The organism is Alkalispirochaeta americana (genome assembly GCF_900156105.1).
GTDB classification, from domain to species: domain Bacteria; phylum Spirochaetota; class Spirochaetia; order DSM-27196; family Alkalispirochaetaceae; genus Alkalispirochaeta; species Alkalispirochaeta americana.
On sequence record NZ_FTMS01000019.1, the window covers coordinates 19,159 to 43,222 of the forward strand.

23 protein-coding genes, 2 tRNA genes and 1 pseudogene are annotated in these 24,064 nt (G+C 53.8%); 15 read left to right on the top strand and 11 right to left on the bottom strand.

Annotated features, from left to right (window positions below):
• Positions 1–48: 48 nt before the first annotated feature.
• On the bottom strand, positions 49–1,026 hold the full coding sequence (locus tag BW950_RS13000) for a helix-turn-helix transcriptional regulator (protein WP_234969114.1): 978 nt from the start codon (positions 1,024–1,026) through the stop codon (positions 49–51).
• 83 nt (positions 1,027–1,109) lie between these two features.
• On the opposite strand from BW950_RS13000, the gene BW950_RS13005 reads away from it, so the two are divergent.
• From BW950_RS13005 to BW950_RS13035, 7 genes are all read left to right on the top strand, one after another.
• Positions 1,110–2,243 (top strand): serine hydrolase domain-containing protein, encoded by a 1,134-nt coding sequence (locus tag BW950_RS13005; RefSeq protein ID WP_076489741.1) that lies wholly within the window; start codon positions 1,110–1,112, stop codon positions 2,241–2,243.
• 85 nt (positions 2,244–2,328) lie between these two features.
• Positions 2,329–2,583 carry a type II toxin-antitoxin system Phd/YefM family antitoxin gene (locus BW950_RS13010; protein WP_076489742.1) on the top strand — a complete coding sequence of 85 codons (255 nt, stop codon included), beginning with the start codon at positions 2,329–2,331 and terminating at the stop codon, positions 2,581–2,583.
• Positions 2,576–2,839, top strand: a complete 264-nt coding sequence (locus tag BW950_RS13015) for a Txe/YoeB family addiction module toxin (protein WP_076489743.1) — start codon at positions 2,576–2,578, stop codon at positions 2,837–2,839. The genes BW950_RS13010 and BW950_RS13015 overlap by 8 nt, the downstream gene beginning before the upstream one ends.
• Positions 2,840–2,903: 64 nt before the next feature.
• A complete protein-coding gene (locus BW950_RS13020) occupies positions 2,904–3,599 on the top strand; it encodes an aspartate/glutamate racemase family protein (RefSeq protein ID WP_076489775.1) in 696 nt (231 codons plus the stop codon).
• Between the two features lie 717 nt (positions 3,600–4,316).
• On the top strand, positions 4,317–5,192 hold the full coding sequence (locus tag BW950_RS13025; RefSeq protein ID WP_159438804.1) for an SIR2 family protein: 876 nt from the start codon (positions 4,317–4,319) through the stop codon (positions 5,190–5,192).
• Between the two features lie 56 nt (positions 5,193–5,248).
• Positions 5,249–5,749, top strand: a complete 501-nt coding sequence (locus BW950_RS13030) for a hypothetical protein (protein WP_076489745.1) — start codon at positions 5,249–5,251, stop codon at positions 5,747–5,749.
• 80 nt (positions 5,750–5,829) lie between these two features.
• Positions 5,830–6,276 (top strand): C-GCAxxG-C-C family (seleno)protein, encoded by a 447-nt coding sequence (locus tag BW950_RS13035; RefSeq protein WP_076489746.1) that lies wholly within the window; start codon positions 5,830–5,832, stop codon positions 6,274–6,276.
• 45 nt (positions 6,277–6,321) lie between these two features.
• On the opposite strand, the pseudogene BW950_RS15645 reads toward BW950_RS13035, so the two are convergent.
• The 6 genes and pseudogenes from BW950_RS15645 to BW950_RS13065 form a co-directional block, all read right to left on the bottom strand.
• A pseudogene (locus BW950_RS15645) lies at positions 6,322–6,477 on the bottom strand (transposase); the annotation flags it as partial.
• A gap of 208 nt (positions 6,478–6,685) precedes the next feature.
• Positions 6,686–7,099, bottom strand: a complete 414-nt coding sequence (locus BW950_RS13045; RefSeq protein WP_076489747.1) for a PM1101 family membrane protein — start codon at positions 7,097–7,099, stop codon at positions 6,686–6,688.
• 780 nt (positions 7,100–7,879) lie between these two features.
• The gene (locus BW950_RS13050; protein WP_234969115.1) at positions 7,880–8,701 is read right to left on the bottom strand and encodes a tyrosine-type recombinase/integrase; all 822 of its coding nucleotides are present in this window, start codon (positions 8,699–8,701) and stop codon (positions 7,880–7,882) included.
• A 453-nt stretch (positions 8,702–9,154) separates the two neighbouring features.
• Positions 9,155–9,228, bottom strand: a tRNA-Arg gene (locus BW950_RS13055).
• 13 nt (positions 9,229–9,241) lie between these two features.
• Positions 9,242–9,314, bottom strand: a tRNA-Pro gene (locus BW950_RS13060).
• 38 nt (positions 9,315–9,352) lie between these two features.
• The gene (locus tag BW950_RS13065) at positions 9,353–10,297 is read right to left on the bottom strand and encodes an ankyrin repeat domain-containing protein (protein WP_083944020.1); all 945 of its coding nucleotides are present in this window, start codon (positions 10,295–10,297) and stop codon (positions 9,353–9,355) included.
• A gap of 164 nt (positions 10,298–10,461) precedes the next feature.
• On the opposite strand from BW950_RS13065, the gene BW950_RS13070 reads away from it, so the two are divergent.
• From BW950_RS13070 to BW950_RS13080, 3 genes are all read left to right on the top strand, one after another.
• Positions 10,462–11,280 carry a Cof-type HAD-IIB family hydrolase gene (locus BW950_RS13070; protein ID WP_076489749.1) on the top strand — a complete coding sequence of 273 codons (819 nt, stop codon included), beginning with the start codon at positions 10,462–10,464 and terminating at the stop codon, positions 11,278–11,280.
• A gap of 71 nt (positions 11,281–11,351) precedes the next feature.
• Positions 11,352–13,403 carry a sensor histidine kinase gene (locus BW950_RS13075; RefSeq protein WP_076489750.1) on the top strand — a complete coding sequence of 684 codons (2,052 nt, stop codon included), beginning with the start codon at positions 11,352–11,354 and terminating at the stop codon, positions 13,401–13,403.
• Between the two features lie 248 nt (positions 13,404–13,651).
• The gene (locus tag BW950_RS13080; protein ID WP_076489751.1) at positions 13,652–14,392 is read left to right on the top strand and encodes a hypothetical protein; all 741 of its coding nucleotides are present in this window, start codon (positions 13,652–13,654) and stop codon (positions 14,390–14,392) included.
• 56 nt (positions 14,393–14,448) lie between these two features.
• On the opposite strand, the gene BW950_RS13085 is transcribed toward BW950_RS13080, so the two are convergent.
• Positions 14,449–15,315 (bottom strand): M15 family metallopeptidase, encoded by an 867-nt coding sequence (locus BW950_RS13085; protein WP_234969116.1) that lies wholly within the window; start codon positions 15,313–15,315, stop codon positions 14,449–14,451.
• 248 nt (positions 15,316–15,563) lie between these two features.
• Between BW950_RS13085 and BW950_RS13090 the strand changes: the two genes are divergently transcribed.
• A complete protein-coding gene (locus BW950_RS13090; protein ID WP_234969117.1) occupies positions 15,564–17,753 on the top strand; it encodes a cation:proton antiporter domain-containing protein in 2,190 nt (729 codons plus the stop codon).
• A 5-nt stretch (positions 17,754–17,758) separates the two neighbouring features.
• On the opposite strand, the gene BW950_RS13095 is transcribed toward BW950_RS13090, so the two are convergent.
• A complete protein-coding gene (locus tag BW950_RS13095) occupies positions 17,759–18,769 on the bottom strand; it encodes a LacI family DNA-binding transcriptional regulator (protein ID WP_076489753.1) in 1,011 nt (336 codons plus the stop codon).
• Between the two features lie 156 nt (positions 18,770–18,925).
• On the opposite strand from BW950_RS13095, the gene BW950_RS14960 reads away from it, so the two are divergent.
• Together BW950_RS14960 and BW950_RS13110 are read left to right on the top strand one after the other, a co-directional pair.
• Positions 18,926–19,522, top strand: coding sequence for an META domain-containing protein (locus tag BW950_RS14960; protein ID WP_143559246.1), 597 nt, complete (start codon positions 18,926–18,928; stop codon positions 19,520–19,522).
• Positions 19,519–20,619 (top strand): hypothetical protein, encoded by a 1,101-nt coding sequence (locus tag BW950_RS13110; RefSeq protein WP_076489756.1) that lies wholly within the window; start codon positions 19,519–19,521, stop codon positions 20,617–20,619. Before BW950_RS14960 ends, BW950_RS13110 begins: the two co-directional genes overlap by 4 nt.
• Here BW950_RS13110 and kbl read toward each other — a convergent pair.
• Both kbl and BW950_RS13120 read right to left on the bottom strand, forming a co-directional pair.
• The gene (gene kbl, locus BW950_RS13115) at positions 20,611–21,816 is read right to left on the bottom strand and encodes a glycine C-acetyltransferase (RefSeq protein WP_076489757.1); all 1,206 of its coding nucleotides are present in this window, start codon (positions 21,814–21,816) and stop codon (positions 20,611–20,613) included. The genes BW950_RS13110 and kbl overlap by 9 nt on opposite strands.
• Positions 21,794–22,774 (bottom strand): NAD-dependent epimerase/dehydratase family protein, encoded by a 981-nt coding sequence (locus BW950_RS13120; RefSeq protein WP_076489758.1) that lies wholly within the window; start codon positions 22,772–22,774, stop codon positions 21,794–21,796. The genes kbl and BW950_RS13120 overlap by 23 nt, the downstream gene beginning before the upstream one ends.
• A 123-nt stretch (positions 22,775–22,897) precedes the next feature.
• Here BW950_RS13120 and BW950_RS13125 point away from each other — a divergent pair, with 123 nt between their 5' ends.
• The gene (locus tag BW950_RS13125) at positions 22,898–23,494 is read left to right on the top strand and encodes a helix-turn-helix domain-containing protein (protein WP_076489759.1); all 597 of its coding nucleotides are present in this window, start codon (positions 22,898–22,900) and stop codon (positions 23,492–23,494) included.
• Between the two features lie 111 nt (positions 23,495–23,605).
• Positions 23,606–24,049 carry a PTS sugar transporter subunit IIA gene (locus BW950_RS13130; RefSeq protein WP_076489760.1) on the top strand — a complete coding sequence of 148 codons (444 nt, stop codon included), beginning with the start codon at positions 23,606–23,608 and terminating at the stop codon, positions 24,047–24,049.
• Positions 24,050–24,064 lie beyond the last annotated feature (15 nt).

Sequence of the window (24,064 nt, forward strand, 5' to 3'; positions counted from 1 at the left end):
GAGTCTCAAAACGCGGAGTGACCTGCGATAGATCCGAGACTCTGGAGGCTAGCCGTACCGGGCTGCCACTTTCTCCGCCGATTCCCGGATAATAGTGCGGATATGCTCCGGTTCCAGAACTTCCAGGTGGGGACCAAAGGAGAGAAGATACCCGTAGAGCCAGGTATCTTCCGGCATTCGAAGCGTCACCAGGGAGGAGCCATCGGCCAAGGTCTTTACCTGCCCTGCGTCATAGCATTCCTCCACGATCGGCCGCAGGAGAGGAGAAAACTTGAGGGATAGTTCCACCGCACCCGGAGGTGAATCGCCTTGGGCCTCTCCAAGGAACTCAGAGAGGGTCTTCTTTTTCCGGACAAAGCGAGGCGAGAGAATCTCCGGATCAACGATACGGGAAATCCTGAACAGGCGATAATCCTCCCTGAGGCGGCAATAGCCGTAGAGATACCACGACCGCCATCGAAAGGCGATGGTCAGGGGCTCCACTACCCGGAGCGAGGACTCAAGCTTGTTGCTGGTGTAGGAGAACCTCAGAGGACGCTCCTCTTCCACAGCCTGCCGAACACAGCGAAATACTCCTCCCCGTCGAGGGTCTCCACCGAGCATCGTGAAATCCATAGAGAGTTTCTCATTTTGCGCAGCCAGAAGATCCATGCTGCGGTCGGGCACGAGAGCCCTGATTTTCTCGAGGGTTTCACCAAAGGACTGGTCCGACATTGAAGCTCCCACGCTTTCGAGGGAGGTAATGATCCGACAGAAATCATCGGCCGTGATCAACTGTCGATCCAGCTTGTAGGAGTCCATGATCCCATAGCCGCCACCGGAGCCCTGGACCGCGTAGATCGGTATTCCTGCCAGTTCGAGGGTCTGCATATCACGCTGGATCGTTCTGACGGTGACTCCGAAGCGCTGAGCGAGCTCCCGGGCGCAGAGACGGTCATGATTCAGGAGGCACATGATAATCGCAAGAAGCCGGTCTATCTTCACGGGAACAAGTGTAGCACCGAAGTCGGAGCTCAACAATTTCACGTGCTGGTTATCGGGGATTATGTCGGGAGCTTCATGTTTTTCCTCTTTGGATCTATGGTGGTTCAGGAGGCTCGATTACTCACATGAAGATTGTTGTTATATCCATGGCCCTGGTCGTGTTTGCGGTCTCATTGGCCGTACTGTATCTGAAGCATCGGATGAGAAATCCCGACGATAGCAAAAACCTTGAGGCCGCAGTTGATGCAAAACTGATTCAGTTCATGCGCAAAAAATTGCATCTTGCCGTAGTAGTTGGCGTGTACAGGGATGGGCGCTCCTTCGTACGCGGATATGGAACTGTCCGCACAGAGGCCCCGGTACTCCCCGATGCCACGACGGCATTCCAAATCGGATCGGTCAGCAAAATCTTTACCGCGACGCTATTGCAGACCCTTTGCGACGAGGGGGTTGTTTCCATGGAAACAACGCTGAATGAACTGCTTGGCGGTTCGATACCTTTGTCACCAGCGGCCCAAGGTGTCACCCTAAAGCAACTCGTCACCCATACCTCCGGTTTTCCGAGCGTCCCCAAGTCGCTCGAGCTCAAGGCAACTGAACTGGCTGGAAAAGAGGAGCTGATGGGCAACCCCTATAGCTATCTCGGCCCGGAATTTGTCTTCGACTATCTGGCAACCACAGAGGGCACGCGCAAACCTGGTCGATTCGAGTATTCCAATCTCGGCATGGGGTTGTTGGGTCATGTTCTTGAGCATGTCACCGGAAGAGACTACGAATCCCTGGTCAGGGAAAAGGTCCTGGCACCCCTTGGTATGAACGAAACCGTGATAACCTTGACCCCGGATATTGAAGATCGCCTGACCCGGGGATACACGGCAAAAGGTGAACCTGCAGGGATATGGACCTTTGCGGCGCTGGCCGGCGCGGGCGCCTACATTTCCAGCGCCAAAGATATGCTTCGGTTCATTGAGGCCTGCCTTGGAGAACAAGGGTCAGCGTCACAGCAATTTGATGCGATGCGCAGGCCACAATCGGAGGGGGTCACCGGCATCGGCTGGATGCAACCAACATTTTTAGACCGGTTTCTCGGCAATCGAAAGGTGGTATGGCACAACGGGATGGTCGGCGGATATGCCTCGTATCTCTCTATTGATGCAGAAACCAGGACGGGTGTCGTGATTCTGACAAACCAGGCCCGTGCCACGAGACTGCTCATGCTGGGGATTGGGCTTATGCGTCAGGTGCGCACCCAATCATGAGCACCGAAGCCTTATGTTCCATTGGCTGTACAAGTTGGTTTTTTAGTTGTATACTTGTCTCATTAAGCGGACATGTGGAGGTTTTATGAGAATTGTGTCTTTTACCGAAGCCCGAAATAGTTTAAAGAGCGTTTTGGATACCGTTGTTAATGACGCAGATACAACCGTGATTACACGTCGAGATTCTGAAGATGCTGTTGTTATGTCATTGGATTATTATAACAGCTTAATGGAAACGGTTCATTTGCTTCGTTCTCCAGCAAATGCTGAGCACTTACATCGTTCAATTGCTCAATTTAAAGCGGGTAAAGTGAGTCAAAGAGATGTAATCGATGAGTAGTCGCTTAGTATCTTGGACGGATGAATCTTGGAGCGATTATGTGTATTGGCAGACGCAAGACAAGAAAACCCTTAAACGTATAAATAAGCTCATCACGGATGTTAAGCGTTCTCCATTTGAGGGCATAGGTAAGCCTGAGCAACTAAAGGAAAATTTGTCCGGTTTCTGGTCGCGACGAATGGACGATACGAATAGGTTAGTTTATACGGTTGATGATAGTGCGATCACAATAATTTCGTGCCGCTATCACTATTAATTTAGGTCTTATCGTCAGGTACCTATCAAAGCGTTAACTCGAGATGATCACACGGAGGTTTCCCTTGAAAACCATAGGTCTAATTGGCGGAATGAGCTGGGAGTCAACTCAGACTTATTACCGGCTGATAAACCAGAAAATAAGAGACGAACTAGGCGGGCTCCATTCGGCAAGGCTGGTTCTCTACAGCGTGGATTTTGCAGAAATTGAGGCGTTACAACACCGGGGAGATTGGCAGGGAACAGCGGAAATACTTGTCTCAGTTGGTGGAGCAGTTGAATCGGCAGGGGCAGAGTTCCTGGTTCTCTGTACGAATACGATGCATAAAGTCGCCTCCGAAATTGAGCACTCATTAAGCATCCCCCTTCTTCACATCGCAGATGCCACGGCCAACGTACTCAAAACAGATGGGGTAACATGCGTAGGGCTGCTGGGGACAAAGTTTACTATGGAGCAGACCTTTTACCTGGGTCGCCTTCAAGATCATGGCGTACAGGTTGTTGTACCAGATGAGAACCAGAGACAGCGTATTCATTCGGTGATTTATAATGAGCTGTGCCGAGGGGTGGTCAAACCCGATTCAAAAACCTTCTATCTTGATGTAGTAGCATCATTGGCTGAGCGCGGTGCTCAAGGGGTGATCTTAGGGTGCACGGAAATAGGTCTTTTGATCCAGGGTCCGGACACGAAGGTCAGACTCTACGATACTACAGAAATACATGCTGAGCAGGCGGTTCAGCATGCCTTGGGAAAGATTTGAAGAAGCCCAGCAGCGCGGAACATTTCAACACAAATGACATCTGATCTTTGAGATTGATCATGCCGACATTTTACCATTCGGTGGAGACGGTCCGCCCCCAGCCCCCGCCAGGCAGGGCGAGACCCAACCTGGCTACGCCCTCCCCCATCGTCACGGATACCGCAGGGGCAGGCATCCCAGGGGGGTCTCCCCGCGCAGGCCCTTCTCGCTCTCCTGGATCGCCCCAGGATCAGGAGTGCCGGGCAGCGGAATGCTGTCCTGCTAATAGATGACCAGCGGCTCAAGATTGACAAGATACCGGCCCGGCTTCACCACGATTCCCAGTTCCAACAACTCTGTCTCGTTGTAGTGTTTCATACCCCTCAAGAGGGGCCGGTGGGTTCTGCTGCTTGTCTGGGGAGGAAAGTTTTTCAAAAGTTTTCGTGGTGGGCGGCTGGGGGATATCCGCCATCTGCCAGAATCGAGATGAGAGAAGATATACCGGATACAGCGGTCTCAACGGTACAGGGGGAGATAGCTTCTTTTTGGTAGCCCGAGGGCGGTTTCCGTGGTAGAGTTTTGGCATTGTTTTTCGGGGGAAGTGTTGGGAGTTGGGGGGACGGATTTACGGGGCTAATGGATTATCAGGGGCTGCCTAATTGTTGTTAGATTGACCCTTCGGGCAAATTGAGAACTTGATAATGTGTTATTAGGAGAATAAGTATTAAACCAATATTAGTGATAGGAAATGACGTAAACAATCAATCTTCCAATATTAATTGGAATAACATTTTAAATGATATTATTACATATTGTAATTATAATAATGATATAGATTTTAATAACGTTCCTTTTCCACTCATATATGAGCAAATTTATTTATATTCAAAAAAATTTAATTATGATAAAGAATCACTAAATGAATACCAATTAAAAGAATTTATCGGCAATATTGTAGATTCAGGAAAAATTAATGAGATCCATAAACTAATTGTGGATTTCGGAAGCAATAATGTTATAACAACAAATTATGATTACAATTTAGAACTTGCTATTTCTGGCAAAGAATTCTCTAGAAAAAATCAAGGCATAGTTAATGAAAAGAAATATAGTGTTTTCAGGCATACTAAAAACAATGATATTAACATTTGGCATATTCACGGAGAATCTGCTTTACCTGATACAATCACACTTGGATTTGAACACTATGGTGGACAATTACAACATTTGAGGAATTACATAACAGGTGCTTTAAATTATAAAAATACAAATATTCAAAAGTTTGATATCGAAAAAATTATTAAGAATAAAAATCAGTATACATCGTGGGTTGATATATTTTTTAGCAATGACATTCATATATTAGGTTTAGGATTAAATTATCAAGAAATTGATATTTGGTGGCTCATTTCAAATAGGGCACGGCTATTAAATAAAATGAACATGGATATTCACACTATTTATTATCATTGTCCGGAAAAGCATTTTAGTAAATCTAAGTCGGACATTATGATGTCACTTGGAATTGTAACTAAAGTAATGAATTATGAAGGAACAGAGTACTACAAAAGGGTTTTGGGCGAAATTGATAATCTAACAACTGCTTCAACTTGACGTTGCTACGCAACGCAAGTTAAGCAAATGTTGTGCTACAGATACCAGAATAGGCAATGGATAAAGAGTATTATCTTAAATTAAGGAACAAGTACTTACCGGAAATCTTGAGGATTATTTTCATTTTGGAATCACCTCCAGCATCAGGTAAATATTTCTATGATGAGACGGGATCAACGACTGAGCCTTTGTACAATGAGATAATGAAGGCCCTTCATTATAAACCAATCGATAAGAAAGATGGTCTTGAACACTTTAAGAATCAAGGGTTTTTCTTAGTTGATTCGACCTACAAACCAATCAATAAAATGAAGTATAAAGAACGAGAGTCTACAATCCTTTCAGACTTTAACAATTTAATTGATGATCTTGAGAGCATTAATGGAATCGAATCTCAGTTGATTTTGATTAAAGCAAATATTTGCCGGTTACTTGAAGAAAAATTGAAATTAAAGGGATTTCGTGTTTTAAACGAAGAAATCGTAGTTCCATTCCCTTCAAGCGGTCAACAAAAACGATTTCATATCGAAATAAGTAAAATATTGGAATTAAGATAAAAGCACAACAATTGGTCGCAGGTGACGCTTTCCGCTGCGCTCCAAGCGCCCCTGAGACATGCGTTATAAGAAAGGAAAAAATGACTAACCAAATATCACAGAAAGAAATAATTTCTGAAAAAGTAAAAGAATATTATTGGAAGTATGATCTAAATTGCGCGACTACCAAAATAAAACTATTATCTGAAATGTTTTCTATAAATTTATCAGAACAAGTCATTAGTGCTGCGATAGGTATGCATGGTGCTGGAAAATATGGTGCCCAATGCGGATTAGTAGAAGGAACATTAATGTTTCTTGGCATAATCGGAAAAGAATATAGCTTCCAAGAAAAAACAATTGTTGATCATTGCAGAGAGTACGCAAAGCAATTTGAAAACAAATTTCAATCCTTATTATGCAGCGCACTTCGACCGGAAGGTTTTAAAAAAAATAATCCACAACACTTGTGTGAAAACCTTACTTGTAGAGCAATCGAATTCAACATTGACTTTGTCTTGCAATTTATAAATACTAAGAGATACTAAAAAGCTCAAAACGCACTCGACAAAACCATCTCGCTTTTAATTGCTTCATCGTCGAATTCCGGGGAATGCGTGACGGATGCGAAGAAAGAAATATTCGTCGTCCCGGAAGCCATAGGCGACCCGTTTGATCACCTTGATCTTGTTGTTCATACCTTCGAGAACACCGGTATTCAGCCGGTATCTTGTGTGTGCCAACAAGCCCTCCACTACTATGTGCTGAGCAAGCTTCCCGAGCTCCGTGTTTCTGGTGAGTGGGAGAGTCTCATGCCAGCCAGTCTCAATCCTGAAGAGGTCAACTATGGGCCATGAGCCTTTTCGACGCCCGTGGGAATAATATAGGCCCGTTCTTTCCCAAACAACCGTAAGATGCGGTCCGCCAAGGTCTCCGGCTGTTTTTGGATGTGGATCGTCATGACCTTCTCGTGAGTCTGATTCCCTCGATAGGTCCGATCCTCTCGATGCTGACATCGTAGTCCTTCCAAAGGGCGTACAAGGCAGCAACACCCACAATGGCGAGCGCTCCAATTGCGATGGCAACGCCGCTGGACATCCCTCCGCCCACCGCGGCAGCACCCATTGAAAGGCCGGCTGCGGCCCCGCCGACGCCTGCAGATACCCCGCCTGTTGCAGGCGCGAGCGCAAGCCCTGCGCCGCCTACAGTAGCGCCTGCCACTGCGAGACCAATCGCCCACTTAGACAGTCTCTTCGCGCCCTTGACCTTTCTGATCTTGGCAGCAAGATCAGGGTCCGCCACGATGATTGATGGTTCCCTTCGCTCAACTGCCGCCTTGAGTTCCTGTTTTGTCCTAACCGTCACGTCCATTTTGGTTCCTCCTTCGCTAACGCTGGCCTAACCTGCGAGCCGTCAATTGGCGCGGTTTATGCTATCGGGTAGGGGATCGCAATCCGTGCCAATAGGCGAGTCAGGTTTAAGCTGTTGTTCGCTTGCTTCAAACCCCCGATAGCATCAACGAACACCTGGGGCCATCAGGCACGTCCTTCTTCCTTCATGATCATTGCGTTCCTGGAAGAGAATCCCTCTATTCCAGATCCACCAAAAAAATCCGGGTCCATTATCCGCCGACAATTCAGATCTGACCAGCAGAAAAGATTCTCTGCGCAGTCCAGGATTCTTTCGCCGATCGAACCCCACAAATCGGGTTCCCCAATCCCGGGAAATCATATCTTTCCAAAATAGGGTGTGCCGTCCTCGGGAGCCCAATGCCCCCCGTCGAGACGAACATACATTACATGATTACTCGATATTTCATTATCACGGAAAACCCTCAACCTGATCCCTGAGAACTCCCCCAGTTCCGCCCAAAAGCTTCCCTGCCCAATATTTTACGCACGAAATAAACAGCCGAAATCGTACCACAGGTTCCTCATCAGGGCCAGAAAAATCCCGCCCTGAAGCCCCCCTGCCCTACCACCTCGACAGGCCTCACCAAGGCCCTGTTGCCCAAGCATATAAGCATAGCAAAGGGGATGCGACACAAACTGTCGTCTCCTGCAAAAGAATCATCCGCCGGACGAACCCCGCACCACAAAAAGCCCAGGAAACCGGACGGCTCCTGGGCTCGATACTCGTGCGGACCACTCCCTACCAGTCATCCTGGGCGGCGACAATTCGGGCGAGATCCTGGGCATGGTAATAGTTCATGGTCATTGCCTGACTCTGGTGGCCGATCATCGCGCGCACCGTGGCCTCGGGGATTCCAGCTTCGATCATCTGGGAGTTCGCGAAATGCCGCCAGGAATGGAAGGTCAAGCTCGCAGCCTGGCGCTCCTCCTCTGAGATCCCGATGTACTCCATGGCGTGATAGAGCCCGCGCGTAATCTCCCGTCCGTCGTAGGGCGCTCGCGGGTTGGTTTCGTGGTAGAAGACGTATTGCTGGTCCGCCGGAAGGATCCACCGGTGGGGACTCCTGCGAAGAAGCTGGATTATCAAGGTCCTCACCCGCCGGGAAATCGGGACGATCCGGGACTCCCCGCTCTTTGTCGCGTCCTTCAGCTTCCACGACACAGGCTCCCAGACATGACTGACATCGATATGATCGCGGTGGCACCGGTTCGCCGTGAGCCCCAGGAGCTCCGATCTCCGGAGCCCCGTGCGCGCAGCGACCTCGGAGGCAATCCGCTCCAGATCGTTCCGCCACGCTTCTGGGCTCCCAAGCAGGCTCTGGGCTTCCTCTCTGGTGAGGGCCCCCCTCTTCTTGCTTCCGCCACCAGCACGGTAGACTCGGGGAATCGCCTGGATGATCTCGTCTTCCTCAGCTGCCTGGAGAATGACCGAAAGGGTGTTAATCACATGGTTGATCGTTGCCGGCGCCTTCCCTTCCTGGAAGAGCCTATCCCGCAGACGGCGGGTCTCTCGACGAGTGATCTCCGTGAGAAGAGTTTTCTCACCCAGGATGCGTAGCACGTGGTTCTTGCAGTCGACTCGGTGGCTTTGCGCTGATCGGTATGATACCCGGTGGCCCCCGGCTTGTCGGTCTGTGACATAGCGGCCGTCTGGCCAGTCAAAAAAACCCGCAGTGTATTTGCCGAGGGGGACATCATTTTTCTTTTTTACTTTTTTCACCTCTTGCTCGTCTTGCGATTCTTTAAGCTGGGCATCACACCAAGCTATCGCGTCGGCCTTGTTACCACAATTTGTTGATCGCAGAGGAGTCCATTTCCCATCCGGAAGCTTCCACCGCACGTACCATGTCCCGATCCATTTCTGGCCGGATTTCTTTTTTTTGAGTTCATTTTTGTTTCGCGGTTGGCGTGTAAGGGAGTATCGAAGATTTTTCATTGTCGGATTCCTGTCGGATTTTCTCCGACCGGCTATTGCCGGTATTTTCCAACTCATTGCATGAAAAGCATTTACAAGCGCGCCCAACAGGACTCGAACCTGTGACCCTCGGCTTAGAAGGCCGATGCTCTATCCAGCTGAGCTATGGGCGCAGAGGGGAGAACTTCGGGGTGGCCGGACTCGAACCGGCGGTCTCCTGCTCCCAAAGCAGGCGCCTTAGCCACTAGGCTACACCCCGTGTGCGGAAGCCGATTATAGAAAGCATTTGAAGGTCCGTCAACCATCCTCTTCGTCAGGGAGATCGCTTTCTCTCGCCCTGACCTCGGTCATGGCCTCGCTTTCGCGGGCATCGATGAGCTCGAGGACCAGCTCCAGGCGGAAGAGCTCGGCGTATTTGCGAGCCGACATTCCCAGCTGATCCTTTATGTGCGGATCAGCACCACCCATGAGAAGGAGCTGGGCTGTCTTCTCTGCGCCCTGCCCCACGGCAAGCACCAGCGCCGTCTGACCATTCTTGCTCTGACCGTCCAGGGCCGCGCCGGCATGGAGAAGAAGACCGGTAAGTTCCGAGTTTCCATCGGCGGCGGCATCCATGATGGGAGTATTTCCACGGTCCTCGCTCGTAGCGTTGACATCGGCTCCATGACTGAGGAGAAACTGCACCATTCCTGTATGGCGGTTCCGTACGGCCAGACAGAGAAGAGGCACCCCCTTGTTGTCCCTCGCATCGGGAGAAAAACCTCCCTGCATGTACCGCTCCACCGCAACCAGGACGCCTTCGGACACGCAATCCGCCAAGGCCTGATCGGTGAGGGCGTAGCCGAGGTTTGTCAGCTCTTCCCTGGCGCGCTGGCGATCCCGCAGAGCAGTCCAGCGCAGCCGCTCTTCCTTGAGAAGTTCTACTAGTTCCGGCAAAGCAGAAACAGCGGGCTGTTCTTTCAGATAATCGGGAAGTTCCAGAGAATCAGGAACATAGATCATCCAGGGAATAGCCCGGCCATGAAAGAACCCCAGGGCGTAATAATAGTCCTTTGAGAGAAGACACTCCTGTTGCAGAAGGACAACAGCGTGAGTAGCCTTCTCAAGACTTGCCGTGAGCGAAAGAAGCCCCTCCTTCCCCAGGAGAGCAATTTCTGTCTCAAACGACTCCTGCGCCAGTTCTGCACAGAGCGCTTCTGCCGAAGACTCTTCCGATGGGGAGGCAAGCATGACTAGCTTCATAGTGATCCTTTGTACACAATCTCACTCCGACTCGTCATTAATCATCGGCTCAAAATATTTCTTCTTGACATTCTGCGCTTGACGGTCCGAAGGATCACCAGAGTACCCCCCGGAGTTCCCAACGTCTGGAGCTTCGAAGGGAAATATCGTACAGTCCTGGCGCCATGTTCAAACTTTTTGCTTCAGACATTGATTACACACTCCTCCCCCACCAGGGGGACATTGCTGCTGACGACATAGCCGCCCTGCGACGGCTCCACGAAGAGGGGATCATGGTGGTCCTGGCCAGTGGTCGGGCCACGGGAAGCACCAAAAAGATCCTGGAACACATTTTTCCGGAAACACCACCGGAATACTTTATCTCCTACAACGGCGCCCGCGTTACATCCCTTCGAAGGGGAACGCCTCTGGTGGCGCGCAACATCGCTCCGGATCTGGTTACCGAAATTCGCCGCTGGTGTCTCCAGGAGGGGGTAACTCTTCAGGGCTATGAGGATTCAACCATCCTTGTAGAGGAAGACAATCCCTACGTGGGCCGCTACGCTACGGCGGCAGGTATGGGATACCGGATTGTTGCGGACATAGCCCAAGCGATCCACCCCCACGGGGGAACCCCAAAACTTGTCTGTCACGATCGACAGGAACGTCTCCCGGGACATATCCAGAGCCTTCGGGACCTCGGTCGGGGACGCTGGACCGTAGTAACGTCAATGCCCCATTTCATCGAGATCGTGGCGGATAATACCAACAAGGCCACGGCTCTCCAGGCGCTTGTTGCCCACAGGGGATTCACCATGAATGAGGTAATCGCCATTGGAGACAACCTGAATGACCTGGAAATGATCCAGGAGGCAGGAACGGGCGTGGCCGTGGCAAACGCCGTGGAGGAACTCAAGGCAGTAGCCGATTGGGTCACCCGGCGAAGCGTCTCGGAGGGTGCCGTGGCCGAGACCGCACGCAAGGCTTTCCCGGATCTGTTCTAGACTTTGAAACCTTTCGGTAAATTCTGCATTATATTTGCCCCAACACCTGGAGGGGACTACACTGGTGTTGGATGGAACGGCAAGAACAGCAGAAAGAGCCCCGGGAGGCCGTAATTCTCCTGGTGGCACAGGATACTCTCCTAATCTCTTTTGTGAGCCAGGTGGCAGATTCCCTGGGGTACCTGCTCTCCGTGGCCGACACTACACAGACAGTGGAGGAGCTTCTGGCCTCCCTGTCCGCCCCCCCTCTGGTCCTGATCGATCAGGTATCCTGCCTTGAAAGCGAGGAGATGGCTCGAACCGTTTTAGCCACAGGGGATCTTCCCCTGGTTTTTCTCTCTTCCCGGGAACACGCCCCCCCCCGGCTCGATACCATCCAGAGCGAGGCATCCTCCTGGGCATCTCTTCTCCCGGGACTTTTTCCCCGCACCTCGATTCCCAGAAAAAGCGATCACCAGACCTATGCAACAACCATTACCCTGGCCTTGCACCTCTTCAGGACCCAAGAGGAACTTCTCCACTCCCGGCAGGCTCTGAGCCGAAGCGAGCACCAGTATCGATTACTCTTCCAGCACCTTCCCCTGGCTTTTGCCGTTCACGAGATGATCTACGGCTCTGACCAGGAACCCCTGGACTACCGCTTCATCGAGATAAACCCCGCCTTTGAAAAGATCACAGGCCTCCGCAGAGAACATCTTCTGGGAAAAACGGTTCTGGCGGTCCTGCCAGGGACAGAGCGTTCCTGGATAGAAACCTACGCCGAGGTGGTCCGGACGGGTGAGGACGCCCTGATCGAATCCTATTCCCGGGAACTCAAAAAATATTTCGCTGTCCGGGCTTTCCGTATCCATCCCGGACATTTTGCTGTGATCTTCACCGATGTAACAGAGGAGACACACAAGCGAAAAACCCTTCAAGAACAGGCTCGGGTGCTGGGCATCCTGGCAGAGGCGTCGGAACGCTTCCTGGATCTTGATCTTGGCGATCTGGACTTCCAGGAGATTGTCGAGACGGTTCGTTCAATCTCGGGTGCCATCTTTGTCATGTACAATGCCTTTTCCCGGGATGGATCCCGCACAATAACAAGGGCCGTGGCAGGCCCTCCCGACCTCATTGCTGATATCCATGAGACCCTGGGTCAGATCCTGCAGGGACACACCTGGAAGTTCGACGAGATCCGCCGGGATCTCTTTCGGGAATCGCCCTTTCACGTATTCAGCCGCGTCTCGGAGTGGAGCGCCGATCTGGCCCCTGTCGAGCTGGTTATATCCCTGGAAAACCGATGGAATCTGGGAGAGACGATGTGCCTCCTTCTCCGCCACGAGGATGAGTTTTTGGGAGACATCAGCATGGTCATGCCTGCAGGATTATCTCTGAAAAACCGCCCTCAACTGGAAATCTACGCCCGAAACGTGGCCCTGGTTATCATGCGCAGGCGTTCCGAAGAACGAATCCAGCGGCTCCTCCAGGAAAAGGAGCTTCTGCTTCAGGAGACACAGCATCGCATCAAGAACAACCTGAACGTGACAGCCAGCCTTCTGAGCATGCAGGCCCTGGCGACAAACCAACCCGAGGCAGTTAAGACACTCCTGGACGCAAGTTCCCGGGTCAAGACGATCCGCCGGCTCTATGAAGAACTTCACCTCTCGGAGAACTTCCGCCACCTGGCGGTCCAAACCTATCTGCGGCCTCTCATTGACGAAATTATTGCGATCTTTCCCGATGCCGGAAACCTTCAGGTCGAGACCGATCTGACCGATTTCAAGATCAGCACGAAGCTCCTTTCGTCGATCGGCTTGATCGTGAACGAGCTGATCACCAACGCCATGAAGCACGCCTTTCCTCCGGACTATCTCTCGCAGAGGGGCCTCACTCCCACTCTCAGAATCAGCGCCCGGGAAGAGAAAGGATGTCTCTATCTCTCCGTGGCCGACAACGGCATAGGGCTCTCCACGAGCGCTCGGGAATGGCTGCGAACCAGGGAAGATCAACGGTCCTTCTCGGGCAGTAACTTTGGCATGCTGGTTATTCACTCCCTGGTGGAACAGGTGGATGGAACCCTGGATATCCAGAGCGGAGAGGGCACCACCTACAGCATCACCATTCCACTGGTGGTTTTCTAGGCGCAATGATCCGCCCCCCCCCTCAGACGTTGAGGCAGTTTTCACTCCACCCTACCCTTGGAAGCCGTCTCTGTTGGCTGGTGAAATCCTTCAGGAAGATTCCGATGGGATGGAGCGGGATCGTTTTTCGTCGTGCTTGGGCGCTCGCAATGCTCTATTACCATTATTAAATTCACTTGTGCTACAGCAGAAATCATACTATTCTATAGATAATAGAATTATGGTTATTTTTAAAAAGGAGTCTATTCATGAATATCCTCACGGTTTTCAAGGAAAGCATCACAGCCTCACGGGACAATCCGTTACTCTTTGTCCCAATGCTGGCATCCCTCGTCTTTTCAATGATTGTCAATCTGGTTTTTGCCGGATCAGCTATGCCCATGCTGGGCAATCTCTCCGGAGAGCAGATTGCTGCCAACCCGGAACGGGCCCTGGCAGGAGCCGGAGCAGCTATCGGCGGTATCATGATTGTGAGTACAATCAGCAGCTTTGTCAGTTTTCTGGCCCATGGCATGACTGTCGGGATGGCCGATATGGCCCTGAAGGGCGAATCGGTGACACTACAAACCGGGTGGGATCGCCTGGTCTCACGTATCATCCCTCTTGTCATAACCTCCGTTATGGTGATTGTCATTGTAATGTTCGGGTTTATCCTGCTGATTCTTCCCGGCCTGATTGCAGCTTTTTTCCTCATGTTTGCGCTGGTTGCGGTCATGCTGGAGAATTTCTCAGCAGGAAAAGCCTTAGGCCACAGCATTAAAACTGTTAAAAAAAACATGGGAGCCGCGTTGATTACGCTGCTGCTGATTCTGGGGCTGACATTCCCCGTCCTGGTTTTGAACTTCGCTATTGTCTTCATCCCGATATTAGGGGTGATTCTCTCCACCATACTCTTTTCAATCTACACGGCCTTTATTACGATTTTACTGGTGCGGGTCTATCACAGTCTGGATGTGCAGAGCGACAGGTCTCCGGAAGTTGAGGCCTGATACCCTCAGGAAGAAACCTCCTGCCGGCACAGCACGAGAGGAGCCAGGCAATCGGATCACTCCTTCGTTGTCTCTTCGGGCTGGGCCATCAGGAGAATCTCAGGTCGGTACTCAAAGTGTATTGCGTCAAAATAGAGCCATTTTCCTCCCCAGACAAACCCCTCGGCCTCAAACGCCTTGATCACCTCCCGGGGAACGGTCCATCTCTGGTGAGGAGCCAGATTCCACCATTCTTCTACTCCGCTGTTTACTGCCCAGCGCCAGTAGGCGTGGCGCCCCCGGAAGGATCGTGGCATAAGGTCCAGGGCGACGCCGTAACTGTGATAACTCCTGCGTGGTGTTCCTGCAATCGGGCGCCAGCTGAAGCCGTGGACCTGGGCAAGGTCGCGCACAAACGCCCGGGTCTCGCCATCTGCCAGCATCACCAGGCGCAGTCGCTGATCGACACGCCCGAGAGGGTCCTGAAGCAAGGGGTGAAGCTGCACCGGTCTGTCCAGAAAGGTGAGCCACACCATGGCTCGCTCAGCCTCCTGTTGTGATGCGATCCCATAGAGGCGGTCAAGAAAAGCATTGAATCGCACCTCCCCGTCGTTGTCAAAGCTCACCATTCTCTGACGGAGGCGTTCCTCCACCTCAGGGGTAATCTTCCGAGGGGTAAAGGGGCCAGGCTCGTAGCGATAGAACCGTATTGGCACGAATTCCTGCCACCGATCCCGCTTTGCCTCCGGCAAAAGCCGGCCCTGAGCCCAGGAGAACCATTCACCGTCCATGGAGAGGGCCCACTCACCCCGGCGATATTCCACCGATTCTATTCGATCGGGATAGGCCCGGGCGAGAGCCTTCATCACGACCTCTCCCGAGGCGAAGGATGCCAGGGATGGTACCAGAAGAAAGAAAAACACCGTCCAGATCTTCATACTCATACGAGAATACTCATCTTTTCCTCTTCGAAGCCAGTCCTCGGCATCAAAGATTTCTGGCTGGAGATCTTGGGAGTATGTCGCTCACTTGCCATCCCCCGGGTTTTGCCTCATAGTCATACAATATGGATAATGCAACAGGAAGATCGTTTTGCCCGACACGCTCTGGGGAACGGGACAGGTCTGCTCCGATAGCCAGCCGGGACAGATATCTGTTGCAGCAAAAAATAAAGGTGTGACGAAGAAAATATATGCAAACGAAGAAGTTCTCCCCCCGGCCCCTGATTATCCCGCTCCTGTTTCTTGTCTTTTCTCTATCCCCCGTCCTGGCTGGATCAGGCAGCTCCAGCTATGCCCATACCCTGGAGCACCGAATGATGGTCCTGGCCCTTCAGATCGGGATCATCCTCTTTGCGGGCCACTGGGGAAGCAATCTGGCCCGCCGCGTGGGGATTCCGGCGATCATGGGAGAACTCCTGGCGGGAATACTCATCGGGCCTTATCTGCTGGGAGCCTTACCCCTGCCCGGGTATCCCTCGGGGCTCTTCCCCGTGGCCGATACAACCCTGGCAATCACACCGGAACTCTACGGGTTTGCCGTGGTCGCCTCGATTGTCCTGCTCTTTCTCACGGGTCTCCAAACGGACCTGCGGCTTTTTCTGCGCTTTGCCTTCAAGGGAAGCGTCGTGGGGCTGGGGGGCGCAACTCTCTCGCTTCTGGCGGGAATTACCGTGGCAACGATCATGACCGGCAATCCCCCCCTGGCACCGGGAAATATCTTCCTGGGAGTCGTCGCTACGGCAACATCAGTGGATATTTCTGCCCGTATCCTGAGCAGCCGCAAGAAGATGGCGAGTCCCGAGGGGGTAACTATTCTCTCGGCATCGGTAATCGAAGATGTGGTGGGCATCACCCTTTTGGCAGTTATTCTCAGCGTGGATGCCATGGAGGGAACCCTGGGCAACGGCGGGGGAACCTGGCGGTTTATGGTGCCCATCGCGGCCAGGGCGCTGACTGTCTGGCTGGGATGTACTGCTTTGGGAATTCTTTTCTCCCGCCGGATCGGCAATCTTCTCAAGGGGGTGCGCAACCAGTCCCAGATAGCTGTTCTTGCCTTGGGTCTGGCCCTGATTCTGGCCGGCCTCTTCGAGAGTGCCGGACTGGCCATGATCATCGGCGCCTATGTGATGGGCCTCTCTCTGGCAAACACCGATATCTCCTATGTGGTACAGGAAAAGATCGAGGTTATTCACCATTTTTTCGACCCCATTTTCTTTACTGTCATCGGGATGCTGGTGAACCTTTTTGTGATTACCTCCCTGGAGGTGCTGTTTTTCGGTGTGTTCTTTGCCCTCCTTGCAACGGCAGCAAAACTGATTGGCTGCGGGGGAGCATCACTTGTGCTGGGCTTTAACAGGGCGGGAGCAATCAGAATCGGCATGGGTATGGTTCCACGTGGAGAAGTGGCTCTGATAATGCTTGCCATCGGTTTGAGTTCAGGAGTCCTGGAGGATCGACTCTTCGGCGTGGCCATTGTGATGACCCTGATCACAACGCTTGTGGCACCGCCTTTTTTCAACAGGCTCCTCTCGCGAACCCTCCAGACCACCCGCCAGGCTCTAACGGACCACGAGACAACAGCTGCAGACTTTCACTTCGGTTCGGAGGATCTCACAAAATTTCTCCTCTCCGATGTAATACAGACCATGCGCAACGAGGGCTTCTTTGTCACAGGCTCGGAAACAGAACACAAGGTCTTCCATATGCGGAAGGATTCGGTTTTCATTGCCCTCATGGCCACCCCTGTAAGCCTCCATTTCACCTGCCGCAAGGAAGATGTAACTTTAGTGAATAACCTGGTCTACGAATCGGTTCTGAGTCTGCAGCAGCAGGTGGGGCACATAAAAACCGTTGCCAAACCCCAGGAGTTGCGCAAAGGCCTGGTGGAGAAGACCAACCGCGCCGTGGTGGACTGGCCCAAATATCTTCCTGTAGAGTGCATTCACCTCCGTATGGAGGTGGAAAACAAGGAACTGGCAATTCGCGAACTGGTGGAATCCCTCACGCACGGGGGGAAACTCAAAGATCCCGAGGCTGTGCTGGAGGCAATCCTGGAGCGCGAGAGGACGATGAGCACCGGCATGGAGCACGGGATTGCGATCCCCCACGGCCGTTCCGAGGGGGTCAAGGAATTGACCATCGCCGTGGGCATCGTTCCCAAGGGGGTCGATTTTCAGTCCCTCGACGGAGAGCCGACGCGAATTATCTTTCTGGTAGCTTCTCCCCGGGATAACCCCGGACCACACCTGCAGATTCTGGCGGGGATCGCTGGAATTGTGAACAGCTCCGAGGCCAGGGAAGAGATGCTCCGTATCTCCTCCCGATCCGATCTGATCCGCTACATGGTGGAAAATTCCCGCCCAAAAAAGCGAACACCCTGACGGCCCTAACGGGTTGTCTCGCGCACCATAATGCGGGGAGTCACCGAAAGCTCGTCTGTTCCCAAATGATCGTCCCTCCCGGAGATTCGCCGCTCCAGGTAGGTCCGGGCCAGCCGGGCCTTCTCGTGAAAAAACTGTTGCATCGTGGTAAGGCCCACCACAGGAGCGATGGAAATATCATCGAACCCAACAACTCCCACTGCCTCGGGAATAGCGATCCGTCGCTCCCGGAAGAACCGGAGCCCCCCCACAGCCATGGTATCGCAGGCGTAAAACACTGCATCGGGCACGGGTCGCCCCGATTCCCGGGGCTCGAAGATCCGCAGTGTTGCAGCGTGGCCTCCTGCTTCGGAGAGGCTGTCGCGCTCAATGATTTCCTGGGACCCGCTTCCCCGGCACCCGGCAATAGCGCTTCGATAACCGGCGAGGCGCGCCTGGACACGTTCGTCGTCCTCGTCCCAGCCGACAAAGGCGATGTGGTGATACCCCCGGCTCAGGAGGTACTCCGTTGCGTCCCGGCCTCCCAGATAGTTATTGGTGCTGATTGAACGCACCGAGGGGCACCTGGACTGCATAAGGACGATCGGCAGGTCCAGGGAATGGAAGAAGGATGCGCCTTCCTCATCAAGCTTCATGGAAAAAGCAATGAGGCCGTCTATCGTTCGCCGGTAGGAGCTGTGATCCCGGAAGAATCGTGCCACGTTCCGCTCGCCGCAGGTGTTTATGAGCATCAGGTTGAAGCCATGCTCGGTGAACTCCGTGCTCAAGGCACGAATCACCTCAGCTGCTACGGCCAGACGCACATCGTGCAATGCCAGACCGATTACACCCTGCTTCTCTGCGGGGGGCCGCGCCGCCGCAGGAGGCACATAATTATTCTCTGCCATGGCAGCGTACACGGCGTCCCGTGTTTCCGGCTTCACCAGGTTGGGTTGATTCAAAACCCGGCTCACCGTGGCTTGACTAACACCCGCATCACGGGCAACCATCTTGATCGTGGATCGTTCTCGTTCCATATTTCTCTATGGTACGGACCAACCTCGATCTGGTCAACTTTTTTCTGAAAAAACATCTTTATTCGAAAACCTTTTCAGAAAAATTTCTTTTTTACGCCCTTTCCTGCCGCCCTTCCCCTGTTTCCCCTTCCCAGGTCGTGATACACTCTCATGATCATGGGAAGACGAATAACGCCTTTTCTGACGGCTCTCGCGGCGTCAGCACTGCTGGCGGTGCTTTTTTCGTGTCGCACCGCCCCCGAAGAGGAACTCCTGCCGGAGCCGCCTGTGGCCCCGGCGGAAACGCCTGCACCTGAACCTCCTGAACCGCCCCAACCACCTCCGCCTCAGGCTCCCCTGGAAGGCCCCCGGTGGATACTGCACAGCCAATACGGAACCTCCCGGATGCCCAACCCACCCGAGGGAATGCTCTGGGTCGAGTTTGATCTCCAGGAGCGGGTTCTTCGCGGCTTCGGCGGAAGCGCCGATCTTACGGGTCACTACCAGAAGAACGCACCGTCGAGGATCACCATAACGCCGGGTCAACCGGCGACCCCACCCCAGCGTTTTGCCCGCTACTACAATCAGACCCTGGAGAACCTCTCCCTGGTGAAGGGCTATTACATTCAGGGAGAAACCTATTACGAGAGCACCCTCACCCTCTACGGGGGGCTGGGCAGGGAAGAGATCATCCTGGCAGAGTTCTTCGTGGATCCCGAGAGCCCTCTGGTTCTTCCCCCCGAAAAAACCACCCCCGAGGAGCCCCCCCGGTGAAGCACCCTGCAAAGCACCCGGGAAGCATTCTTGGAGGAGCCGCTCTCCTGCTGGCGGCGCTGATCCTCACCTTGATAACCCTTGCAGCTATTTTGGAGTTTTCCTGGTCCAGCCGGGTGGAGCGCCAGCTGACTCATCTCCTGAAAGATCAGGGTGCCCAGGGGACGATAACCTTCCGCCCCCGGGAGGGGGTTCTGCGAATCACTGATCTCTCCTGGCCCCTGCAGGAGCGGACTATTCGACTCAGAGCGCGCTCGGTGGAGTTCCACATGCAGCGGGGAGAACTCCTGCGGAAGCTTATCATCGACAAATCGCATCCCCTTTCCGGGATTTCCCTCCATCTGAAAGATGGACAGGTCCTGAGGGACCGGGGATTCCCGAAAGAAGGAACGGCCCTCCAGGAAGGGCATCCGCCACGGGACCGCCCCTTGATGGAACTGAAGGAAGCCCGGGTCACTCTGGAGGGAAGCCTTCCCGGTTCAGAGGGGTTTCCCGGGGAGCTGGTACAGCTTCTCCAGGGGACACCTTCAACACGCACCGTGGAAGAGCTCTCCGTGGAAGGGAACCTGCAGGAATTCACGGCACACTACCTGCCTGGCGGGCTGGGCGAACTCGCGCTGGAGAGCTTCCGCTTCTCCGCCCAAGGAAGCCAGGTTACTACCCAGCCCTTTCTCTCGCTTCGCAACCGGGGGGAGTTGCACATCCATCTTGAAGGGAGCCAGGGGAATTTTCACCCGGGCCAGGGATTTCACGACCTCCTGAATTCCCGGTGGGCAGGGCTCTCGGACCTGCTGCCCCGAAGGGAGATTGTCTTTTCCCGGACCGAGGTAAAGGCCCGCAGGGAGGATCAGACAGTCACCCTCGAGAAAGGCTATCTCCAGGCAGACCGCGTTCAGGGAACTCTCTCGGGCAGTGCAGCGCTTACCGGGAAAGACAAATTGGATAACCTCCAGGGAAGTCTCACGATCGAGGACCTGGCAGACGATCTGCGCCGCCTGGCAGCCCCGGTGATTTTTGTCTTCACCCGGGGAGGGCTCATTCCCCGAAGAGGACCCTTTACCCTCTCTTTCAATTCCCGGGGTCTTTCCCTACACTAGCTTCATCTTCCGGGCCATCTCGATAAAGGCCCGGGAAGCCTGGTCAACCTGTTCTTCCCTGTGAGCCGCCGAGAGTTGCACCCGGATTCGCGCACGCCCCCGGGGGACCACGGGATGAGCAAAGCCGATTACGTAGATGCCCTCCTCAAAAAGCTTTTCTGCCAGCGCAAGAGCACGCCCCTCGTCGTACATCATTACCGGAACGATTGCGGTCTCGCCCGGAAGGAGATCCAGCCCCGCCCCGGTAAGGGCCGTGCGAAATCGCCGTGCCAACTCCAGGGGCCGCTGACACCATTGGGGATTTTCACCTACCATCCGGACGGCTCGCAAGGTTGCCCCGGCGATCGCAGGGGCCAGGGTATTAGAAAACAGGTAGGGGCGGGAACGCTGACGAAGGATCTCGATAATCTCCCGATGCCCCGAGACACACCCGCCCGAAGCTCCTCCCAAGGCCTTTCCAAAGGTGGTGGTGATGATGTCTATCTCCCCTTCCAGCCCGAAATACTCGGCAGTTCCGCGGCCACTCTTCCCCAGATATCCGGTAGCGTGGCAGTCGTCGACCATCACCAGGGCATCGTAGCGGCGGGCGAGCTCAACGATCTCCGGGAGGGGTGCAATATCTCCGTCCATGGAAAAGACGCCATCCGTAACAATCAGGCAAAACCGGCATCCCTCGCTGCGGGCCTTCCGAAGTTGCGTCTCCAGATCGCCTGTGTCGGCGTGGGCATAGCGGTAGCGCCTGGCCCGGCAGAGCCGCACACCGTCGATGATGGAGGCGTGGTTCAACTCATCGGAAATGATGGCATCCTGCTCGCCCAGAAGAGGTTCAAAAACCCCGCCGTTGGCATCGAAGGCTGCCGCATAGAGGATCGTATCCTCAGTACCCAGGAAGGAGCTCATCTCCTCCTCAAGTTCCTTGTGAAGCTCGCTGGTCCCGCAAATGAAGCGCACCGAGGAATAGCCGAAACCATAGCGATCCATAGCCTGGCGGGCAGCCCGGATGATCTCGGGATGGTTTGAGAGGCCCAGGTAGTTGTTGGCGCAGAAATTGATGACCTCACGGGTAATTCCATCGATTCCCCGGGCGTGGATCACCCCGCCTTGAGGGCCCAGGAGAACCCTCTCCTCTTTGTAAAGCCCCTGGCCGCGCAGTGAGGCAGCCAAAGCTGTCAATTCATCCTTCATCGCTCCATACATACCGGGCATCCTCCAGTCGTTGTGAGAGAACCCGCAACATATCGCGGGTCGTGGCTTCCAAATCATACTCCGGTTTCCATCCCCACTCCACCCGGGCCGCATAATCTTCCATATTGTTGGGCCAGGAATTGGCGATGGCCTGACGAACAGGGTCTACATCGTAGTCGATCTCAAACTGAGGGAGGCAGGCCCGGATGTAGGCGGCCTGCTCCTCGGGACAAAAACTCATGGCGGTCACGTTGAAGGCATTCCGGTGACGCAATCGGGATGGATCGGCCTCCATCAGGGAAATAGCGGCCCGAACCGCATCAGGCATATACATCATGTCCAGGTAGGTGTCCCCCTTCAGGAAACAACGATAGCGCCCTGTTTGCAACGCCTGGTAATAGATATCCACAGCGTAATCGGTGGTCCCTCCTCCGGGGGGGGTCTTGCTGGAAATAAGCCCGGGGTATCGCAACCCCCGGGTATCTACACCGTACTTGAAATGATAATAGTCGCACAGCAGTTCCCCCGCCACTTTGGTCACGCCGTACATGGAGGTGGGACGCTGAAGCGTATCCTGGGGTGTCCAGTCCCGGGGAGTGGTAGGCCCAAAGGCCCCGATCGAACTGGGAGTAAACACGGCTGCCCCCCTTTCCCGGGCCACCTCCAGAACCGTCAGAAGACCGTTCAGATTCAGATCCCAAGCCTCCTGGGGGCGATCTTCGGCGGTGGCCGAGAGAAGTGCCGCCAAATGGTATATTGTGCCAATCCGGTGTTTCTCCACGATTTCGGCCAGCGTCTTTCCGTCACGGACGTCAAACTTGTAGAAAGGCCCTTCCTCAACAAGATCCCGGTTGATGTGATCGCGCACATCGGTAAGGACCACCCGATCGGAGCCGTGCTGCCGCCGGAGTTCCGTGGCGATCTCGCTTCCTAACTGTCCCAAGGCGCCGGTTATCAGAATACCCTTCACGATCCCTCCAATCTTGACATTTCGTCACCACGATAATACACTATAATAAACTTTCGTTCAACATAGTGTACTTCACGAAATGAGCGTTTGTCAAAACAAGATATCAGGAGTATGGTTAGGATCATGACAGGCACCCAGCATCACTCCCAGGAGCCTCCCTTGATCGGGGGAAACATCAGGCGGATCAGAAAAGAGGCGGGCCTCACCATGGACGTCCTGGCAGAACGGAGCGGCGTTTCCAAGGCGATGCTCTCCCAGATTGAGGCCGAAAAGGTAAACCCCACGGTGGCTACCGTGTGGAAAATATCCCAGGGCCTCCAGGTGGAGATCAACCGCCTTCTTGAGGGCAGCGAGGAGCCCGTCAGGAAGTTTCACGTCACCACCCGGGACGATATCATCGCCCTGGATACCGATGAGGAAGGGCTTCACATTGATGTGCTGACTCCAATCCAGATGGTGGAGGATCTGGAGATGTACCTTCTCTCTTTTGCTCCGGGGGGCGCACTGCGATCGGCTCCTCATTTTCCCAACACCGAGGAGTTTCTCACGGTTATACGGGGGAGCATTCATGTTCGGGCCGGAGACCGCGACGCCCGCCTGGGCGAAGGAGATTTCATCCGCTATCAATGCGACGTGGAGCACGATATCGAGAACACCAGCGAGGAATCTTCCCTGGTCCACATGGTGGTGCGGTTCCACAAGCGTTCTCTGGGTCATTAGCTTCCGGATTGGCCCCACGGCATCTCCGCGCCCTCCCGGGGGATCAACTCGAGGGCTCACCGAGTGGGCCTAACCTTGACAGGCCCCTCGAGAGAGCCTATTTTTCTCTCCATGCTCAAAGAAACGCTCACGGTCGATCTTGTAACGACCGACCTTCCCGGATCGGACAAGGATCAAATTATCCGGGCCCTGCTGGACCTCATCTGTACAACGGGGAAAGTGAAAGACCCGGCCCTGGCCCTGGAGGACGTCCTGGCTCACGAGACGGGAATGTCCACGGGAATGGAACACGGGATCGCAATACCTCACGCAAAGACCGACGCTGTAGATTCTCTGGTGGCGTGTGTGGGGATATCGCCAAAGAAGATCGACTTCGAGAGCCTGGACCGGAAACCGGCCCAGATCTTCATCATGACCCTCTCTCCTCGTGACGGGACGGGGCCGCATGTACAGTTTTTGGCGGAGATTAGCAGGCTTCTCAAGGATGCAAAGATGAGGAAGCAACTCCTCAAGGCCAAAAGCGACGAGGAGTTACTGCACCTCCTGATCAGCTAACCTTGCACCAGGAGC